The organism is Williamsia sp. z71 (assembly GCF_059553375.1).
The window spans coordinates 215,418-229,731 of record NZ_JCANWX010000006.1; the positions used below are offsets into that span (position 1 = coordinate 215,418).

The 14,314-nt window shown below is 63.5% G+C and carries 14 protein-coding genes; 7 read left to right on the forward strand and 7 right to left on the reverse strand.

What is annotated here, in order from left to right:
- Positions 1-86: 86 nt before the first annotated feature.
- The 4 genes from AC51GR_RS16185 to AC51GR_RS16200 form a co-directional block, all read right to left on the reverse strand.
- The gene (locus tag AC51GR_RS16185; RefSeq protein WP_496325651.1) at positions 87-1,061 is read right to left on the reverse strand and encodes a PfkB family carbohydrate kinase; all 975 of its coding nucleotides are present in this window, start codon (positions 1,059-1,061) and stop codon (positions 87-89) included.
- A 93-nt stretch (positions 1,062-1,154) separates the two neighbouring features.
- Positions 1,155-2,360 (reverse strand): lipase family protein, encoded by a 1,206-nt coding sequence (locus AC51GR_RS16190; protein ID WP_496325652.1) that lies wholly within the window; start codon positions 2,358-2,360, stop codon positions 1,155-1,157.
- Positions 2,361-2,514: 154 nt separating this feature from the next.
- A complete protein-coding gene (locus AC51GR_RS16195; protein ID WP_496325653.1) occupies positions 2,515-2,922 on the reverse strand; it encodes an Rv0313 family protein in 408 nt (135 codons plus the stop codon).
- Between the two features lie 104 nt (positions 2,923-3,026).
- A complete protein-coding gene (locus AC51GR_RS16200) occupies positions 3,027-3,461 on the reverse strand; it encodes an ArsI/CadI family heavy metal resistance metalloenzyme (protein WP_496325654.1) in 435 nt (144 codons plus the stop codon).
- A 317-nt stretch (positions 3,462-3,778) separates the two neighbouring features.
- Between AC51GR_RS16200 and AC51GR_RS16205 the strand changes: the two genes are divergently transcribed.
- The 4 genes from AC51GR_RS16205 (at position 3,779) to AC51GR_RS16220 (ending at position 7,752) form a co-directional block, all read left to right on the forward strand.
- Positions 3,779-4,084, forward strand: coding sequence for a hypothetical protein (locus AC51GR_RS16205; protein WP_496325655.1), 306 nt, complete (start codon positions 3,779-3,781; stop codon positions 4,082-4,084).
- Between the two features lie 77 nt (positions 4,085-4,161).
- Positions 4,162-4,605 carry a Fur family transcriptional regulator gene (locus tag AC51GR_RS16210; protein WP_496325656.1) on the forward strand — a complete coding sequence of 148 codons (444 nt, stop codon included), beginning with the start codon at positions 4,162-4,164 and terminating at the stop codon, positions 4,603-4,605.
- 36 nt (positions 4,606-4,641) lie between these two features.
- Positions 4,642-6,873 carry a catalase/peroxidase HPI gene (gene katG / locus AC51GR_RS16215; protein ID WP_496325657.1) on the forward strand — a complete coding sequence of 744 codons (2,232 nt, stop codon included), beginning with the start codon at positions 4,642-4,644 and terminating at the stop codon, positions 6,871-6,873.
- 192 nt (positions 6,874-7,065) lie between these two features.
- Positions 7,066-7,752 carry a (2Fe-2S)-binding protein gene (locus AC51GR_RS16220; protein ID WP_496325658.1) on the forward strand — a complete coding sequence of 229 codons (687 nt, stop codon included), beginning with the start codon at positions 7,066-7,068 and terminating at the stop codon, positions 7,750-7,752.
- A 55-nt stretch (positions 7,753-7,807) separates the two neighbouring features.
- Here AC51GR_RS16220 and AC51GR_RS16225 read toward each other — a convergent pair whose 3' ends face one another.
- The 3 genes from AC51GR_RS16225 to AC51GR_RS16235 form a co-directional block, all read right to left on the reverse strand.
- On the reverse strand, positions 7,808-9,262 hold the full coding sequence (locus tag AC51GR_RS16225) for a carotenoid oxygenase family protein (protein ID WP_496325659.1): 1,455 nt from the start codon (positions 9,260-9,262) through the stop codon (positions 7,808-7,810).
- 74 nt (positions 9,263-9,336) lie between these two features.
- Positions 9,337-9,774: a VOC family protein gene (locus tag AC51GR_RS16230; RefSeq protein WP_496325660.1), complete on the reverse strand. Its 438-nt coding sequence runs from the start codon at positions 9,772-9,774 to the stop codon at positions 9,337-9,339.
- 128 nt (positions 9,775-9,902) lie between these two features.
- Positions 9,903-11,126: an oxygenase MpaB family protein gene (locus tag AC51GR_RS16235; RefSeq protein WP_496325661.1), complete on the reverse strand. Its 1,224-nt coding sequence runs from the start codon at positions 11,124-11,126 to the stop codon at positions 9,903-9,905.
- A gap of 146 nt (positions 11,127-11,272) precedes the next feature.
- Between AC51GR_RS16235 and AC51GR_RS16240 the strand changes: the two genes are divergently transcribed.
- The 3 genes from AC51GR_RS16240 (at position 11,273) to AC51GR_RS16250 (ending at position 14,255) form a co-directional block, all read left to right on the forward strand.
- Positions 11,273-11,953, forward strand: a complete 681-nt coding sequence (locus AC51GR_RS16240; RefSeq protein ID WP_496325662.1) for a TetR/AcrR family transcriptional regulator — start codon at positions 11,273-11,275, stop codon at positions 11,951-11,953.
- 103 nt (positions 11,954-12,056) lie between these two features.
- Positions 12,057-12,875 (forward strand): mycofactocin-coupled SDR family oxidoreductase, encoded by an 819-nt coding sequence (locus tag AC51GR_RS16245; protein ID WP_496325663.1) that lies wholly within the window; start codon positions 12,057-12,059, stop codon positions 12,873-12,875.
- A gap of 114 nt (positions 12,876-12,989) precedes the next feature.
- Positions 12,990-14,255: an amidohydrolase family protein gene (locus AC51GR_RS16250; protein WP_496325664.1), complete on the forward strand. Its 1,266-nt coding sequence runs from the start codon at positions 12,990-12,992 to the stop codon at positions 14,253-14,255.
- Positions 14,256-14,314 lie beyond the last annotated feature (59 nt).

Sequence of the window (14,314 nt, forward strand, 5' to 3'; positions counted from 1 at the left end):
CTCACCGCGCAGGCCCGGTCGGAGCTGCGCGGTGAGCGGTATGTGGCCGTGGTCCGTCGTAGCCACCGAGCATGGTGTCGGCCTGACTACTCGACCCCTCGCCGAGATGATGTCGACGCGGCATCAATCGCGTCCGCCCGCGGCATCCCCGCCCGCGCACCGACGTGACCCACCGAGAGCGTGGCCGCGGTCATGCCACGCGAGCTCGCATCCCGAACGGGAACTCCGGCTGCCAGGGCGGTCACGAAGACACCGTTGAAAGTGTCTCCGGCGCCGGTGGTATCCCGAACGGTGACGTCTGATCGGGCAGGCAACGGCGTCGCCTCCCCTTCGGGTTCGACGACCAGGACGCCATTCCCGCCCAGGGTCACCACGACCGGAGCCTTGGTGCGGTCAGCAACCTGCACTGCCATCTTCTCGACCGAGACGTCGCCGTCACCTCCGAGCAAGCGGTACAAGTCACCCAATTCGGATCCATTGGGAGTGACCAGGGGCGCAAAGCGCAAGAGATCCAACAGGCCCGGCGTCACGGGGGCCGGATTGAGCACACATCGAATCCCGTGAACGGCTGCGGATTCAACCGCGGCAGCCACTGCGTCCGGCGTGATCTCGGTGCTGACCAGGACACAGGTTGCCCACGTCGCTGCTCGCTGCACTGCTGCCCGCACCGATGAGGCGTCGACAACCGCGTTCGCCCCGGCGCCGACCGCGATCTGATTCTCCCCTGCGGCGTCGACCACGATCAGCGCCATGCCCGTCGAAACCCCTTCGAGCACAGCCACATCTGAGACATCGATGCCTTCCGCGCGAAGCTCGGCCAATGCACCTGACCCGGTATCGTCGGACCCGACGGCCCCGCAATAGCGAACCTCTGCGCCCGCCCGTGCAGCCGCGACGGCCGCGTTGGCTCCCTTTCCGCCCCCATGGCGCTCGACCCGTGGACCGACAACTGTCTCCCCGGGGCCGGGCAAGCGGTCGGTCGCCACCACGAGGTCGACGTTGACCGCTCCGACCACCAGAACACGTGGGGTCACTTCTTCCCTCCGTTCACCCGCCGGCATCACGGCACCTTCACCGGGTCTTGCCGACTGAATCTGCTTCTGCCAAAACAGTACGGAACGTACGCCGCGACGAGCTCCACGGGCGGCAGGGATTCACGGGGCCATCACCGTCGCCAGCCAGGGCGTCGAGTCGGCGGTTGAGGCGCTGACCGTGCCGCTGTGGTCGGTCGGGTAGACACGCAAGGTCACCGGTTGCCCATTGGCGGCGAGCGCGCCGGCCAAGGTCAGTGCGAACGGAGCCGGCACATCGCTGTCCAGCAGTCCCTGCCCGAGGAAGATCGGGCGGTCATAACCGCGATCGGGCGTGGCCATGTACTCCCGCAGGGCGACGGCCAGGCCGGGCACCTCGGCCAGCGGCCTGCTGAACACTGTTCGCGAGTCCAGACCGTTTGTGATCTCGGACATCGCCGGGACGCACAGTGTCCGGGCCTGGTCCACGAGTTGTTCGGCCCGCGGCGTCAACGCCGAACGTGTGTCGATGTCGGGGCGGGCGTCGAGAAAGCCGGCCAGGATGTACAACATGTAGGTGGTCAGTCCGGACGGCAGGGCGATCGGCGGGAACACCGGTCCGAACAGGCTTCCCGGATATTCGATGTAGGCGGGCGTGCCGGTGGCGACCACGCCGCGATAGTCGAGCCCGGTTCCGGCAGACAGCGCTGTCGCTCGCTGGGCAGCGCCGAGCGCCGCACCTGCGCCCTGGGACTGGCCGACGATGGCCCACCTCGTGGCCAGCGGCACATCGACGGACCGCGCTGCGATGACCGAATCCACGACACTGCGCGCCGCCGCCTCCGTACCGAGATACTGCATGAGTCCGGGCGTCCCGAGTCCGGCGTAGTCGGTGGCGACGATGGCGTATCCCTGCCGCAGCCAGTGACCAAGGTATGCCGCGTCTTGTTCGGGCCGAGGAAGAGCCGACGGTGTGCAGTCGTCGCCGAGTCCGGTGGTGCCGTGAGCCCAGGCGACAACGGGCCAACCCCCGTCGGGAACCGGTCCTACCGGAATGAACACGGCGGCGGTACTCGTTGTGACCTCTGCATCGGCGGAACGCCTTGTGGTGTAAAGGAATCGATGCGCGATTGATGCCTCGGTCAATGTCAGGGCCGGATCGAGTTCCGTCTGAGCAACGAGCACACCAGGACCCGACCCCACCGGAGCCGGACGGTCACGCGCATCAAGGCCGGACCACCGCGGGGCCGCGAAACCGGGTTCCCCCTCAGCGAATGCCGGGGGCGAGATTGCAGCGATGAGCAGGATCCAGGTCAGTGCCACCATCGCGCCGACCGTCCGCCTCCACATGCCGTCATGCTAGCCGCGTCAGACGTCGATACCGCGATATCAGCCATCAACCTGACGGCGGCCGCGTGAAGTGCTGACACGAGCGACCGGTGCCCCCTACCGGCGACCGCCTACCCGCACCTCACCGATCCCGCGCTGTCACGCGGTACCACTGTCACCCCTGGGCGCCGGTGTCATCGAGAACACCCACCGACACCCCATACGGCAAGAACCGGACCTTGCGTCGCGGATCGACGTTGTCCTTGTGCGAACGCAGAGCGTCGAGTTCAGACGCGAACACCTGGTCGATGCGCGCTGTTCCATCCTCGTCCACCGTGTAGATGGCCCACACGCCGTCACCGGTGTCACCGGCGGTTTCCGGAGTTGGCGCCGCGGGCTTGGCCTTTGCGGCGGAGTTGCCGAACATCGACTCACTGAAGAACGCCACGAGGGGCTGCTCGCCGCCTGATTGCGACATACCCTTGGCGACCTGGCCGAACAGGTCGCGTAGCCCGTCGCCGGCTTCGCGGGCGATGCGGTCGATGTCTTCGGGATCGAAACCGAACGGTCCGTTGGTGCTCATAGCTCTCACTCCTTGTAGTGGTCCACTCCAGTGTGCACGCACGAAGCGTTGTCCGGGTCCGATGCAGGTCGTGGCCGACAACCGAGGAGGCCGGCCCGTAACCGTCAACCCACGCAGCAGGGTCCACCAGAAGCGCCGTCTTCGGCCAGAAGCTGCGGCGACGTACCGAATGTCTCCGAATCGGCGAGAACCGTATAAACCTCCCACTTCTCGTTTGCCGGCCCGGTGACCCACACCTTGTCCTGGGTGGCGAAACAACAGGTGGTGCCGATCTCTTCGGCGGTGAACAAGCCCTCGTCGCCAAGTCGCGCGATCTCGGCGTGAACTTTTTCGCTTGAATCCACCTCGACGCCCAGATGATTGAGCAAGCCACCCTTGCCCGGATTCTCGATCAGGACTAGTTTCAGCGGCGGTTCGACGACGGCAAAATTGGCATAGCCCGGCTTGCGCTTCGCAGGCTCGACGTTGAACAACTTCGAATAGAACGTGACCGCCGCGTCGAGATCATCGACATTGAGGGCGAGCTGAACACGGGACATGACACCACCTCCACCTGTATGACATACATCTAATTACTCCTGCCCAGAGTGCCACCTTTTCGACATATGTCAAGAACTGGCGCGGGCCCCTCCATGTGCACTTCTGGCCACTATCACCGGCGGTCTCCGCCTCGCGGATAGGCCAACCTTGTATCAGCACAGTGCCCACCGCACCCCTTGCGCTGACATGGAGGAAATCAGTCCATGGCGGTAGCATCGCGTCGACGAGGAGCAACATGCGTGCTCGTCGGCGCCACCGGCGAGCACGGGGCAGCCCGCGAGATCGGTACACACCTGACCACCAGAGCAGGCAGATGATGAACTCGAATCAGCATGATGACAACGCACCGCAGATTCGCACAGAACCGCGACACCAATACGGCGAGCCGGTCAGGATCGATGACCAGACGACCGTTATCCCGGTGTCCCGTCGGTCAATACGAGGCGGAACCGTCCCGTTGGGGTTGTACACGATAGTCAACGGCGAAACCACCTGGACTCCTGCGATCGATGGAGCAAGAGTCGCGCTGATCGGAGTTCTCACCGGCCTCATCGCGGCGACACTCGCCTCGGCCGCCGTGCTCAAACAACCACCCTGGCCACGAATGACCATCAACGCCTAGCCGATCTCGCCACACTCAATTTTTACTGATTCCAGAAAACGCACACTGACGACAACCATGGTGCCTATCGTGGAGTCGTGGCCCCCACACCGGACAACGCGGATCGGCTACGCGGTTCAGACCTTCGGGTCACCCGGCCGCGAATAGCGGTGATGGACACTGTCCACCACCACCCCCACTCCGATACCGAAACGATTTTCGCTGCCGTGCGGGTGGTTCTGCCGACCGTGTCGCGCCAAGCCGTATACGACGTTCTCAATACGTTGACCACAGCGGGGCTGCTTCGGCGCATTCAGCCGGCCGGCCACATCGCACGCTACGAAAGTCGGGTGGGTGACAACCACCATCACGTGGTGTGTCGTATCTGTGGGGTGATCGCCGATGCGGACTGCGCCATCGGCGAACGCCCTTGTCTCACAGCCTCCGACGATCACGGCTTTGTTCTCGACGAGGCCGAGGTCATCTACTGGGGTCGATGTCCGGATTGCACCGAACCCGCCATGAACCGGTCACATCCGTGATCACCGCCCAGTTCACCACCGCCTGAAAGGAATCCTGTGACCTCTGACAGCCGTCCCCCCAATGCCGATACCGGGACAAGAAGCACCAGTGAGAGCGAGAATCCGGCGATTCCGTCGCCGAAGCCCAAGGCGCATGCGCCACTGACGAACAAAGACTGGTGGCCGGAGCAGATCGACCTGTCGATCCTGCACTCCCATACGTCGAAATCGAATCCGCTCGGTGCCGACTTCGACTATGCAAAGGAGTTCGCCAAGCTCGATGTCGACGCGCTCAAGGCGGACCTCATCGCATTGATGACCGATTCGCAGGACTTCTGGCCTGCTGATTACGGCCACTACGGGGGCCTGTTCATCCGGATGAGCTGGCACTCCGCAGGCACGTACCGAATCTTCGACGGTCGCGGCGGTGGCGGCCAGGGTGCCCAACGTTTTGCCCCCCTCAACAGTTGGCCGGACAATGCCAATCTCGACAAGGCGCGCCGACTGCTCTGGCCGGTCAAACAGAAATACGGCAACAAGATCTCCTGGGCCGACCTATTGGTGTTCGCCGGCAACACCGCATTGGAATCAATGGGATTCCAGACGTTCGGCTTCGGATTCGGACGACCGGACATCTGGGAACCCGAAGAGGTGTTCTGGGGGCCAGAAGACGAGTGGCTCGGCACCGACAAGCGCTACCAGGGCGAGCGTGAGCTCTCCCAGCCGCTCGGCGCCACCACCATGGGACTCATCTACGTGAATCCCGAAGGCCCAGAGGGTAAACCGGATCCCATCGCCGCGGCCCAAGACATTCGCGAGACGTTCAGCCGCATGGCGATGAACGACGAAGAAACCGCGGCCTTGATCGTTGGCGGACACAGTTTCGGGAAGACCCACGGGGCCCACCCGGCAGATCGGATCGGACCCGAACCCGAGGCCGCACCGATCGAGCAGCAAGGTCTGGGTTGGAAGAACGGCTACGGCAAGGGGAAAGCCGAAGATGCCATCACCAGCGGACTCGAGGTCGTCTGGACATCGACACCTACTCAGTGGGGCAACGGCTTCCTGGAGATCCTTTACGGCTACGAATGGGAGCTGACGAAGAGTCCGGCCGACGCGTGGCAGTTCACAGCCAAGGACGGCGCCGGTGCCGGCACGATCCCCGACCCGTTCGGCGGACCGGGACGCGCACCGACAATGCTGGTCACCGACGTTGCACTGCGCGAAGACCCGATTTACGCCGAGATCACGCAGCGCTGGTTGAAGAATCCGGAACAACTCGCCGAGGCCTTCGCGAAGGCTTGGTACAAGTTGCTGCACCGCGACATGGGTCCGCTCTCCCGCTACCTGGGTCCTTGGATTCCCGAGCCGCAACTGTGGCAGGACCCGGTTCCGGCGGTCGACCATCCGTTGGTCGATGACCAGGACGTTTCTGCGCTGAAGGGCAAACTGGCAGACTCCGGACTGTCGGTCTCCCAGTTGGTCAATGTGGCGTGGTCGTCGGCGAGCAGCTTCCGCAGCACGGACAAGCGTGGCGGCGCCAATGGTGCACGTATCCGTCTTGAGCCGCAAAAGGACTGGGATATCAACGAACCCGCCGAATTGGCCAAGATCTTCCCCGTCCTCGAACAGATCCAGCAGGACTTCAACGATTCGGCGTCGGGCGGCAAGAAGATCTCGTTGGCCGACCTGATCGTGCTGGCGGGTTCGGCGGGTATCGAAAAGGCGGCCAAGGCAGCCGGTCACACAGTCACGGTGCCCTTCGCGCCGGGCCGGACCGATGCTTCGCAAGAGAGCACCGATGTGGACTCGTTCTCGGTCCTCGAACCTCGCGCGGACGGATTCCGGAACTATTCACGCAGTGGCGAGAAGATCAATTTGGAAACGCTGTTCCTCGATCGGGCGTACATGCTCGATCTGACCGCTCCGGAGGCAACGGTGCTCGTGGGCGGCCTGCGGTCCCTCGGCAGCAATCACGCCGGTAACACACATGGTGTCTTCACCGACCGTCTGGGAACCTTGACGAACGACTTCTTCGTCAACCTTCTCGACGGCAGCACCGAGTGGAAGCCATCGGAAAACGACGAGAATGTCTACCAGGGCACGGACCGGGTCACCGGCGACGCCAAGTGGACCGCCACCCCAGCAGATCTGGTGTTCGGTTCACATTCACAGCTGCGTGCTCTGGCCGAGGTCTACGCACAGGCCGATGCCGATGAAAAGTTTGTGAACGACTTCGTCTCGGCGTGGGTCAAGGTCATGAACAACGACCGGTTCGACCTGCGCTGAATTCGGACCGTCCTGAGTTCGAACTGAACGATTGCACCCCGCTTGCCTTCTGGCAGGCGGGGTGCAGTCGTTGTGTTGCATTCAGCCGGTCCCAGCGACAATGCAAGAGGAAGCCGGAGCCGGCGCGGTGCCGGAGGTACATGACCTGCGGGGGCACATACGATGGTGTTCGACATCAAATCGGAGCACACCATGCATGACGCCCACACCTTCGGTCAGGACACCTTCGACGTCACAGCCATGCTCGCCCGGCTGGCGCAGAAGGGTCCGTATTTCACCGTCGGCGCCGGCCCGGTGCCCGCAGGCGATTGGCAGCCCACCGCCGCGCTCCGAGAACGTTCCGTCCGGAACCGAGTCGTGGGGGAAGTCTCCGCCGCGCTGAACGTCGACGAAGACCGCGTCGCCGCATCCACGTTGTTCTTCGGATATGCGGCCCGGTTGTGGTCGGTCACAGCGGGCACCCGTCAGGACGACGGCCGCTGCGTACACCTGGGACCAGACGAACTGCTGTGGCGCAGTGTCAACGGATCACTGCAGCTTCATATCGAGGACCCACGGATGGGGCGATCGGCCCGGGTCGAGGTCCTCGACCAGCAGCTCGACCCCTGCGTCGAAGCGTGGCGAGACATCGTGGCCCCCGGATTGCTTTGGGGCAACACCACTTCCGCGCTACTGGGCGCCGCCCGGATCACCGGCGACAGCCACTCCCGCTGGGTGTCCGCCCTCCTCGATGATCCCCGCCTCCAACTCACCGTCGACCCGCTGCGCCATCGCCGACGCAGCTGCTGCCTCTTCTACCGCACGCCCACCGGAGGTGTCTGCGGAGACTGCCCGTTCCCCTCGCCGCCCACGACCGGCCCAGCAACGGAAATACCGTGACCGCCGGCAATGAGTAAGGGACGCTGATCCCCCCCACCCACCGCTGCGGGGTCGATCACCCAGGTCGGCCCGCGGCGGGGAGGAACGCTCCGTGAAAGGTCATGGGGACGTGGTGGCGCAGATTGATCGAGGCAACCGGTCCCCGATCTGGATCGCGCGCCGGCAGGACAACCACCCGGGACCTTTGCGATGCGGGTTGATGTTCCAGGGTCAACAGCCAACCATCTCCTTCGGCGCCTGAGGTGTCGTCCGGAGCGAAGAGCGGCTCACAGATCGTGCCACCGGCAGCGGCGACATACCTGCGCTGCGTCCCGCAACTGTGGTCGATGGTGGTGATGGTATCCGGGTTGCCACCGGCGATCGACGCCTCGGCGAGGTACGAGAACCGATGCGGCACAGTGGTCTTTCGCTGATCGAGTTGAGGGAACTCACACCCGGCATCGTTGAGTTGCTCCTCGGTGACCTTGCGGGTGTCACGGTTGATGGTGAGCCGTTTCAAGGTGCCACCGAACGCAGGCCCGGGGTTGTCCCGGAAGTTGTGCAGATGCTCGTTCCATCCTTCCCAACCCCACTTCTGATCATGCGCAACGAGTTCGACGACGGTCTCGGCATCGCCGTCGTAGGCGTTGTTGACGTGGAAATGGAACAGCGCCTCGTGATCGATGCTGATCGGTGCATCGCCGGACCTGGGCACCAGGACGATGCGGGTCCCGCGGTCCGGCTCGAAGGTCAGAGCATCGTCCATCGGCCGCAGCCCGAGAACGGCCGGGACCGGGTTCTTGACCACGATCGGATCGATGATGAACACGAGGTACCGCCGGGTGAGGGCGAAGTCGTGGATGAAACCCAGCCTGGATATCGGGATCCTCTGGATCTCGGCAAAGCTGCCGCCCGGCGCGAGACGGTAGCAACGGATCATCGGCCGGGGAAAGAAGTCGAGCCCGAAGTTGAATGTCTCCCCGGTTGCCGGATCGGTTTTCGGGTGAGCCGAGAAGGCACCGAGGCGCTTCAATCCTCCGTTGAAGCTGTCGAGGCCGATGGTCGCCAGGGTCTCCGGGTCGAGCCGGTGGGGCCGACCACCCTCCCACAGCGAATACAGCTTGTTGTTGTGCAGCAGCACATTTGTGTTGGACATGTTGGCCGGGCCACGCAGAGCATTCGCCAAGACCCCGCCGACACGCTGGGTCCCGATGCCGCGCGGCGGCCGGGATGCGTTGTTGGCGCGCGCATACGCCCGGGTCCGCACGTACCGGCTCCGGTAATGCACGTCCCCGGAATGGATTTCGATCCTGGAGACCATTCCGTCGCCATCGAAGATGTGGTGCACCGGATGTCCGCCGACATCCAGACGTCCCGGTCCGATGCGGTAGAGAACACCGTTGAGATTGTCGGGGATCCGCCCCTCGACATCATCGACCCGATAGGCGAACTCGACGTGCTGAGAATCCCACGGGGAGCGGCCCACCTCGGCCGTCGTATCAGTCGCACGGCCCGTCGCAGAAACACCCATCCAAGCAGCGTCGCATAGCTGAGACGAATCATCAATAGTGTCTCAATGAGCCCCCAGCCGTCGGCCTCACCTGATCAGTCGAGACAGAACTCGTTCCCTTCCGGATCGGTCATGACGATGTGGCCGGTGCCCAGCGGCGGATCCGGCTCGTAACGTTGCACCCGGGTCGCCCCGAGCTCCACCAAGCGGGCGGCTTCCTTCTCCAACGCAGCCATTCGCTCCTCACCGGTCAGTCCCGGAACGGCGCGAACATCGAGGTGGACCCGATTCTTGGCGGTCTTGCCCTCCGGTACGCGCTGAAAGAACACCCGGGGGCCGGTTCCATCCGAACCGACCAACGCCGAAGCGTCGTTGCGACGCTCCGGCGGGATGTTCATCGCTTCGAGCGCCGCATCCCAGGAGTCGAAGCCCGGCGGCGGGGACTGGAGTTGATAATCCAGCACGTCCGCCCAGAACTCCGCCAGTGCAGCCGGATCTCCACAATCAAATGTCACCTGAAACTCGCGACTCATCGCCTTGGCCCCTTTTGTGTCGGTGTGCATGTCGCCGCCCGGTCACATGGCCCGGAGGCCTGACCGTTCAGAGCCCAGGCTGGCACACCAACAGGACAGATTCGGTCCTGAATCCCCCGACGAGTCGATTACTTGTAGCGCGGATTGTTGCCGACCGGAATCGTGATGTTGATCGGCATCCTCAGCTCGGACATGTAGAGCAACACGAACTGACGGAGGAACTCATCGAACAACCAGTAGGCCTCTTTGGGCACGCCCACGTCGAGCAAGCCCTCACGAACGGCGACGTATGGGCCCCACGCGGTCTCCAGTAGCGGAGTCCACACGGGTTCGGTGGGTAGACGAAGCCAGTCACCGATCTTGTCGCCCAGCATGAATCGGGTCAACGCTCCGAGGATCGGCCGGCTCAACAGCGTCAGGTCGAGGTTCATGCCGAGGTCCAGGAGCATGTCCGCGAGCTTGATGCCCTCGGGTGTCGGCGCGAGAATCGGATCGAGCACCTGCTGGGCCTGCGATTCCGCCGTGCCCCACGAGTTCGGGATGTACTCGTCCTTCACACCGAGCAGGTGGGCGCTCAACTGCCAGGAATGCAAGAAACCGGCGGATTCGTCCGCTGCGATCGGCACACCCCAGCGTTTGAAGTTGCGCATCACCGTGGTCGGCAAACTGTGCCACGTGACCATGATGTCGGCCTGACTGATGGGCACCTCTTCCGAGGCCGAGTTCACCCAGTGGCCGGACTGCGGTAACAGGTGACGCACGGCGGCATGCGCCAACCTCGTCTTCACGCAGGTGACCACCATCTCGCCATCAGGCTGATACGCATTGAGCGATCCGATGTCGTAGCCGAGTTTGGCGGTCTTGGTGATGCGATCCTTCATGTCCGCACCACCCTTGGAGTAATACACCGCGCGGGCTTCCCGTGGAATGACGGTGCTCATCATGCCGCTGGCAAATCCATAGATCACGCCGAGGTACGTGCCCCGCTTCTGGTTGAACCGCACCGCGTCCGCAAGCTTTTTCTGATCACTCCAGTCCGGGAGTTGCCGCGCATATTCGATGAAGTCCCGCAGGTCCTTGGGCAATCCCTGTGGGAGGGGCTGGCCGTTCTTGGTCCAATGACGCAGCAGTTCATTGACTTTCTGCACCTCGCCGCGTTCGAAAAGGGCAGCGACGACCGGATCGGCCTCGACATCCCATACGCCGCGCGGGTCGGCGCCGACTCCCGTCCCGGGCACCGAACCGGCCGGCGACCACGTCCACGGCGTCGCGGGTGCGACCAGCGCAGCTGCTCCGGCGGCCCCGGCGATTCCGCCCGCCTTCAACAAACTGCGCCTGTTGAGATTGTCCATCGTTCGTTTTCCCCATTCCTATTCTGTTTCAGTGAAACAGGAAACGTTTCCTTGTATCATACCTATCAGAGTGTGCCGTACATCACAAGTTAGGCCGAGCTGGAATATGATCGTGCCGAGACAGCGACGCTGAACAAGGAGGGCTAGTGGCATCTGCGCCGACCGACAGCCCTCGATCCCCCGAATCCAGATCCTTGATCGAGCGCGCTTTTCACCAGGCACGGGAGCAAGCGGACAACGGCGATCGAACCCGAACGCGGCTGCTCGACGCGGCGTATGAGCAGTTCTGCCGCATGGGCATCCAGCGGTCATCGATGGAGGACGTGGCACGTCGGGCCGGTTTGTCCCGGATCACCGTCTATCGACGATTCGCCACCAAAGACGAACTGGTCGAGCAGGTGATGCTCCGGGAGTTCCGGCGATACTTCGACCGATTCCTCGTCGACATCCAGCAGGCGGAATCCGCCGCTGACCGGGTGGTATTGGGTTTCGTGAGTTCACTGCGTGCGATCCGCGGCAATCCGATGATCGGCGGCCTGATCTCTGCCGAACCGAATCTCGTCGCCGGTTCCATGATCGGCGACGAGGGGCTGATGCTCGCCACCGTCCGCCAGTTCCTGGCCGCCCAGCTACGCCAGGAGCAACGTGCGGGCAACGTCTCGACAGACCTCGATACCGACCTCGTTGCCGAGATGATGGTCCGGATCTCGGCGTCGTTCCTGGCCATTCCGAGCCGCGTCATCGACCTGGACAACGACGACGAACTGGCAGCAATCGCCTGGCAGTTCCTCGTACCCATGCTCGATCCGCCGAAGAACTCGCACTGACAGACGCCGATGAGTTCAGCCGCCCCTTGCGGTCTACATCGTCGGCACCCTGGACAACCCGAGCCGGGGGTCGGAGATCTGACCACACGAGAGGCGAATCGGCATGGGTGCACTCGAGGGCAAGGTCGCATTCGTCACCGGAGCCGCACGCGGCCAAGGCCGGGCCCACGCCGTGACCCTGGCCCGCGAAGGAGCCGACGTCGTCCTGTGCGACATCGCGGCACCGGTTCACGACATCGACTATCCTGCGCCCACCCCCGACGACCTCGCAGACACGGTCAGGATGGTCGAAGCGCTCGACCGCAGATGCTTGTCCGCTGTCGCAGACGTTCGCGACCTGTTGTCATTGCAGGACCTCGTCGACCGCGCGACCGTCATGTTCGGCTCGATCGATGTCGTCGTGGCCAACGCGGGGATCGCGAGTTCGGGCCCGATCGCCACGATGTCCGCACAGCGGTGGCAGACCATGATCGATGTGAATCTCACGGGCGTGTTCAATACATTCCGGGCGACCCTGCCACACATGATCGATGCCGGATCCGGTCGGCTCGTTGCCACCTCATCGATTGTTGCCGGCACCGGAGCCACCAACGCGGGCCACTACGCCGCCGCCAAGGCCGGCGTTGTCGCACTGGTGAAGTCGGTCGCCTACGAGGTCGCGGAGCGCGGGATCACGGTCAACGCAGTCCTTCCGTCAGGTGTGAACACGCCGATGATCCACAACCCGTCAACGTATCGGATGATCCGACCGGATCTCGACGAACCGACCTTGAAAGACGTCGAAACCGTCTTCGCGCGGGGTCGTCCACGTCCCGGCTTGCTGGAACCCGAAGATGTGGCCAACGCGGTGCTCTACCTGGTGTCCGATCACGGGCGATGCAAGTCCGGCGAGACGCTCATCCTCTCGAACGGGCTCGAGTAGGACGGAACAATCCAACATTCAATCAGCTGAAAAGATTCATGTTCTCTGCGAATGAGAGTAGCATTCTCGTAGGCCTGCCCCCGGGGCACTGCAGCCCAGTACGAGAGGACTCCGATGAATATTGACGACATGGTGATGGTGAGCATCGACGATCACGTGGTCGAACCTGCCGACATCTTTGAAAAGCACTTCCCCAAGAGCCTCATGGATCAGGCACCGAAGCTGACTGCCAATCCGCGCAACCCAAAGGTCCAAGCCTGGCTGTTCCAGGACAAGGTGGTCGGCAGCTCCGGCCTCAACGCCGTGGTGTCCTGGCCGAAGAACGAGTGGGGCATGGACCCGACTGGCTACGCCGAGATGCGGCCCGGCGTCTACGACATGGACCTGCGCGTGCGCGACATGGATGCCAACGGCACCCTCGCGGCCACGCTCTTTGCCACCTTCCCCGGCTTTGCCGGAACGCATCTGGCCAGCCTGCCCGACAAGAAACTGTCCCTGGTGGCATGCAAGGCGTTCAACGATTGGGTTGTCGGCGAGGTACCCGGCGCCCATCCCGGACGGTTCATCCCGCTCGGCATCCTTCCGTTCTTCGACGTCGACGAGTCGGTCAAGGAAGTCCACCGGCTCGCCGCAATGGGATGCCGGTCGATCAGTATCCCGGAAACCCCGTACGGCATGGGCTTCCCCAGTTTCGAATCCGGCTACTGGGACCCGATCTTCGCCGCCTGCGTCGAACACGGCATCGTGCTGAGCCTGCATATCGGTGGTGGCTTCGGCCTGGTCCAGCGGCCCGAGGGCTTCAACATCGACGACATGATGGTGCTGACCCCGTTGATCTCCACGATCGCGGCCAACGACGTCATGCTCAGCGGTGTCTTCCTGAAGTTCCCCGAGCTCAAGTTCGCGATGAGCGAGGGTGGCATCGGCTGGGTCGCACCGTGGCTCGATCGCCTCGAACGCCACGTGGTCAACCAGTCGTGGACCGGTAAGTCGTTCACGCCCAAGGGGATGTCGCCCACCGATGTGTGGAAGAAGAACTTCCTGGCCTGCTACATCACGGAACCGAGCGGCTTGAACAACCGTGATCACATCGGGATCGACACCATCGCATGGGAATGCGACTACCCACATTCGGACTCCACCTGGCCGTTGTCACCGGAGACGCTGAAGCCCGAACTGGACGCTGCCGGACTGACCGACGAGGAGATCGACAAGGTCACCTTCGGAAACGTCGCCAAGTTCTTCAACTGGGATCCGTTCGAGCACACCCCACGCGAGCAGGCGACCGTGGGCGCACTGCGCGCCCGGGCCAAGGATGTCGATATCAACGAGACCTCGAAAGAGGAGTACCGCCGACGCTACGAGCTCGCCAACACGTAGAAGGTCGCTGTGTGATTGTGGCCCATCGGATCTGATCCGGTGGGCCACACCCATGTGAC

Excerpts from the sequence above, each read along its gene's own strand:
- AC51GR_RS16190 (WP_496325652.1), bottom strand. The coding sequence starts at position 2,360 with ATGTGGAGGCGGACGGTCGGCGCGATGGTGGCACTGACCTGGATCCTG.
- AC51GR_RS16250 (WP_496325664.1), top strand. The coding sequence starts at position 12,990 with ATGAATATTGACGACATGGTGATGGTGAGCATCGACGATCACGTGGTC.
- AC51GR_RS16200 (WP_496325654.1), bottom strand. The coding sequence starts at position 3,461 with ATGTCCCGTGTTCAGCTCGCCCTCAATGTCGATGATCTCGACGCGGCG.
- AC51GR_RS16225 (WP_496325659.1), bottom strand. The coding sequence starts at position 9,262 with ATGGGTGTTTCTGCGACGGGCCGTGCGACTGATACGACGGCCGAGGTG.
- AC51GR_RS16220 (WP_496325658.1), top strand. The coding sequence starts at position 7,066 with ATGCATGACGCCCACACCTTCGGTCAGGACACCTTCGACGTCACAGCC.
- AC51GR_RS16205 (WP_496325655.1), top strand. The coding sequence starts at position 3,779 with ATGAACTCGAATCAGCATGATGACAACGCACCGCAGATTCGCACAGAA.
- AC51GR_RS16195 (WP_496325653.1), bottom strand. The coding sequence starts at position 2,922 with ATGAGCACCAACGGACCGTTCGGTTTCGATCCCGAAGACATCGACCGC.
- AC51GR_RS16245 (WP_496325663.1), top strand. The coding sequence starts at position 12,057 with ATGGGTGCACTCGAGGGCAAGGTCGCATTCGTCACCGGAGCCGCACGC.
- AC51GR_RS16235 (WP_496325661.1), bottom strand. The coding sequence starts at position 11,126 with ATGGACAATCTCAACAGGCGCAGTTTGTTGAAGGCGGGCGGAATCGCC.
- AC51GR_RS16185 (WP_496325651.1), bottom strand. The coding sequence starts at position 1,061 with ATGCCGGCGGGTGAACGGAGGGAAGAAGTGACCCCACGTGTTCTGGTG.
- AC51GR_RS16230 (WP_496325660.1), bottom strand. The coding sequence starts at position 9,774 with ATGAGTCGCGAGTTTCAGGTGACATTTGATTGTGGAGATCCGGCTGCA.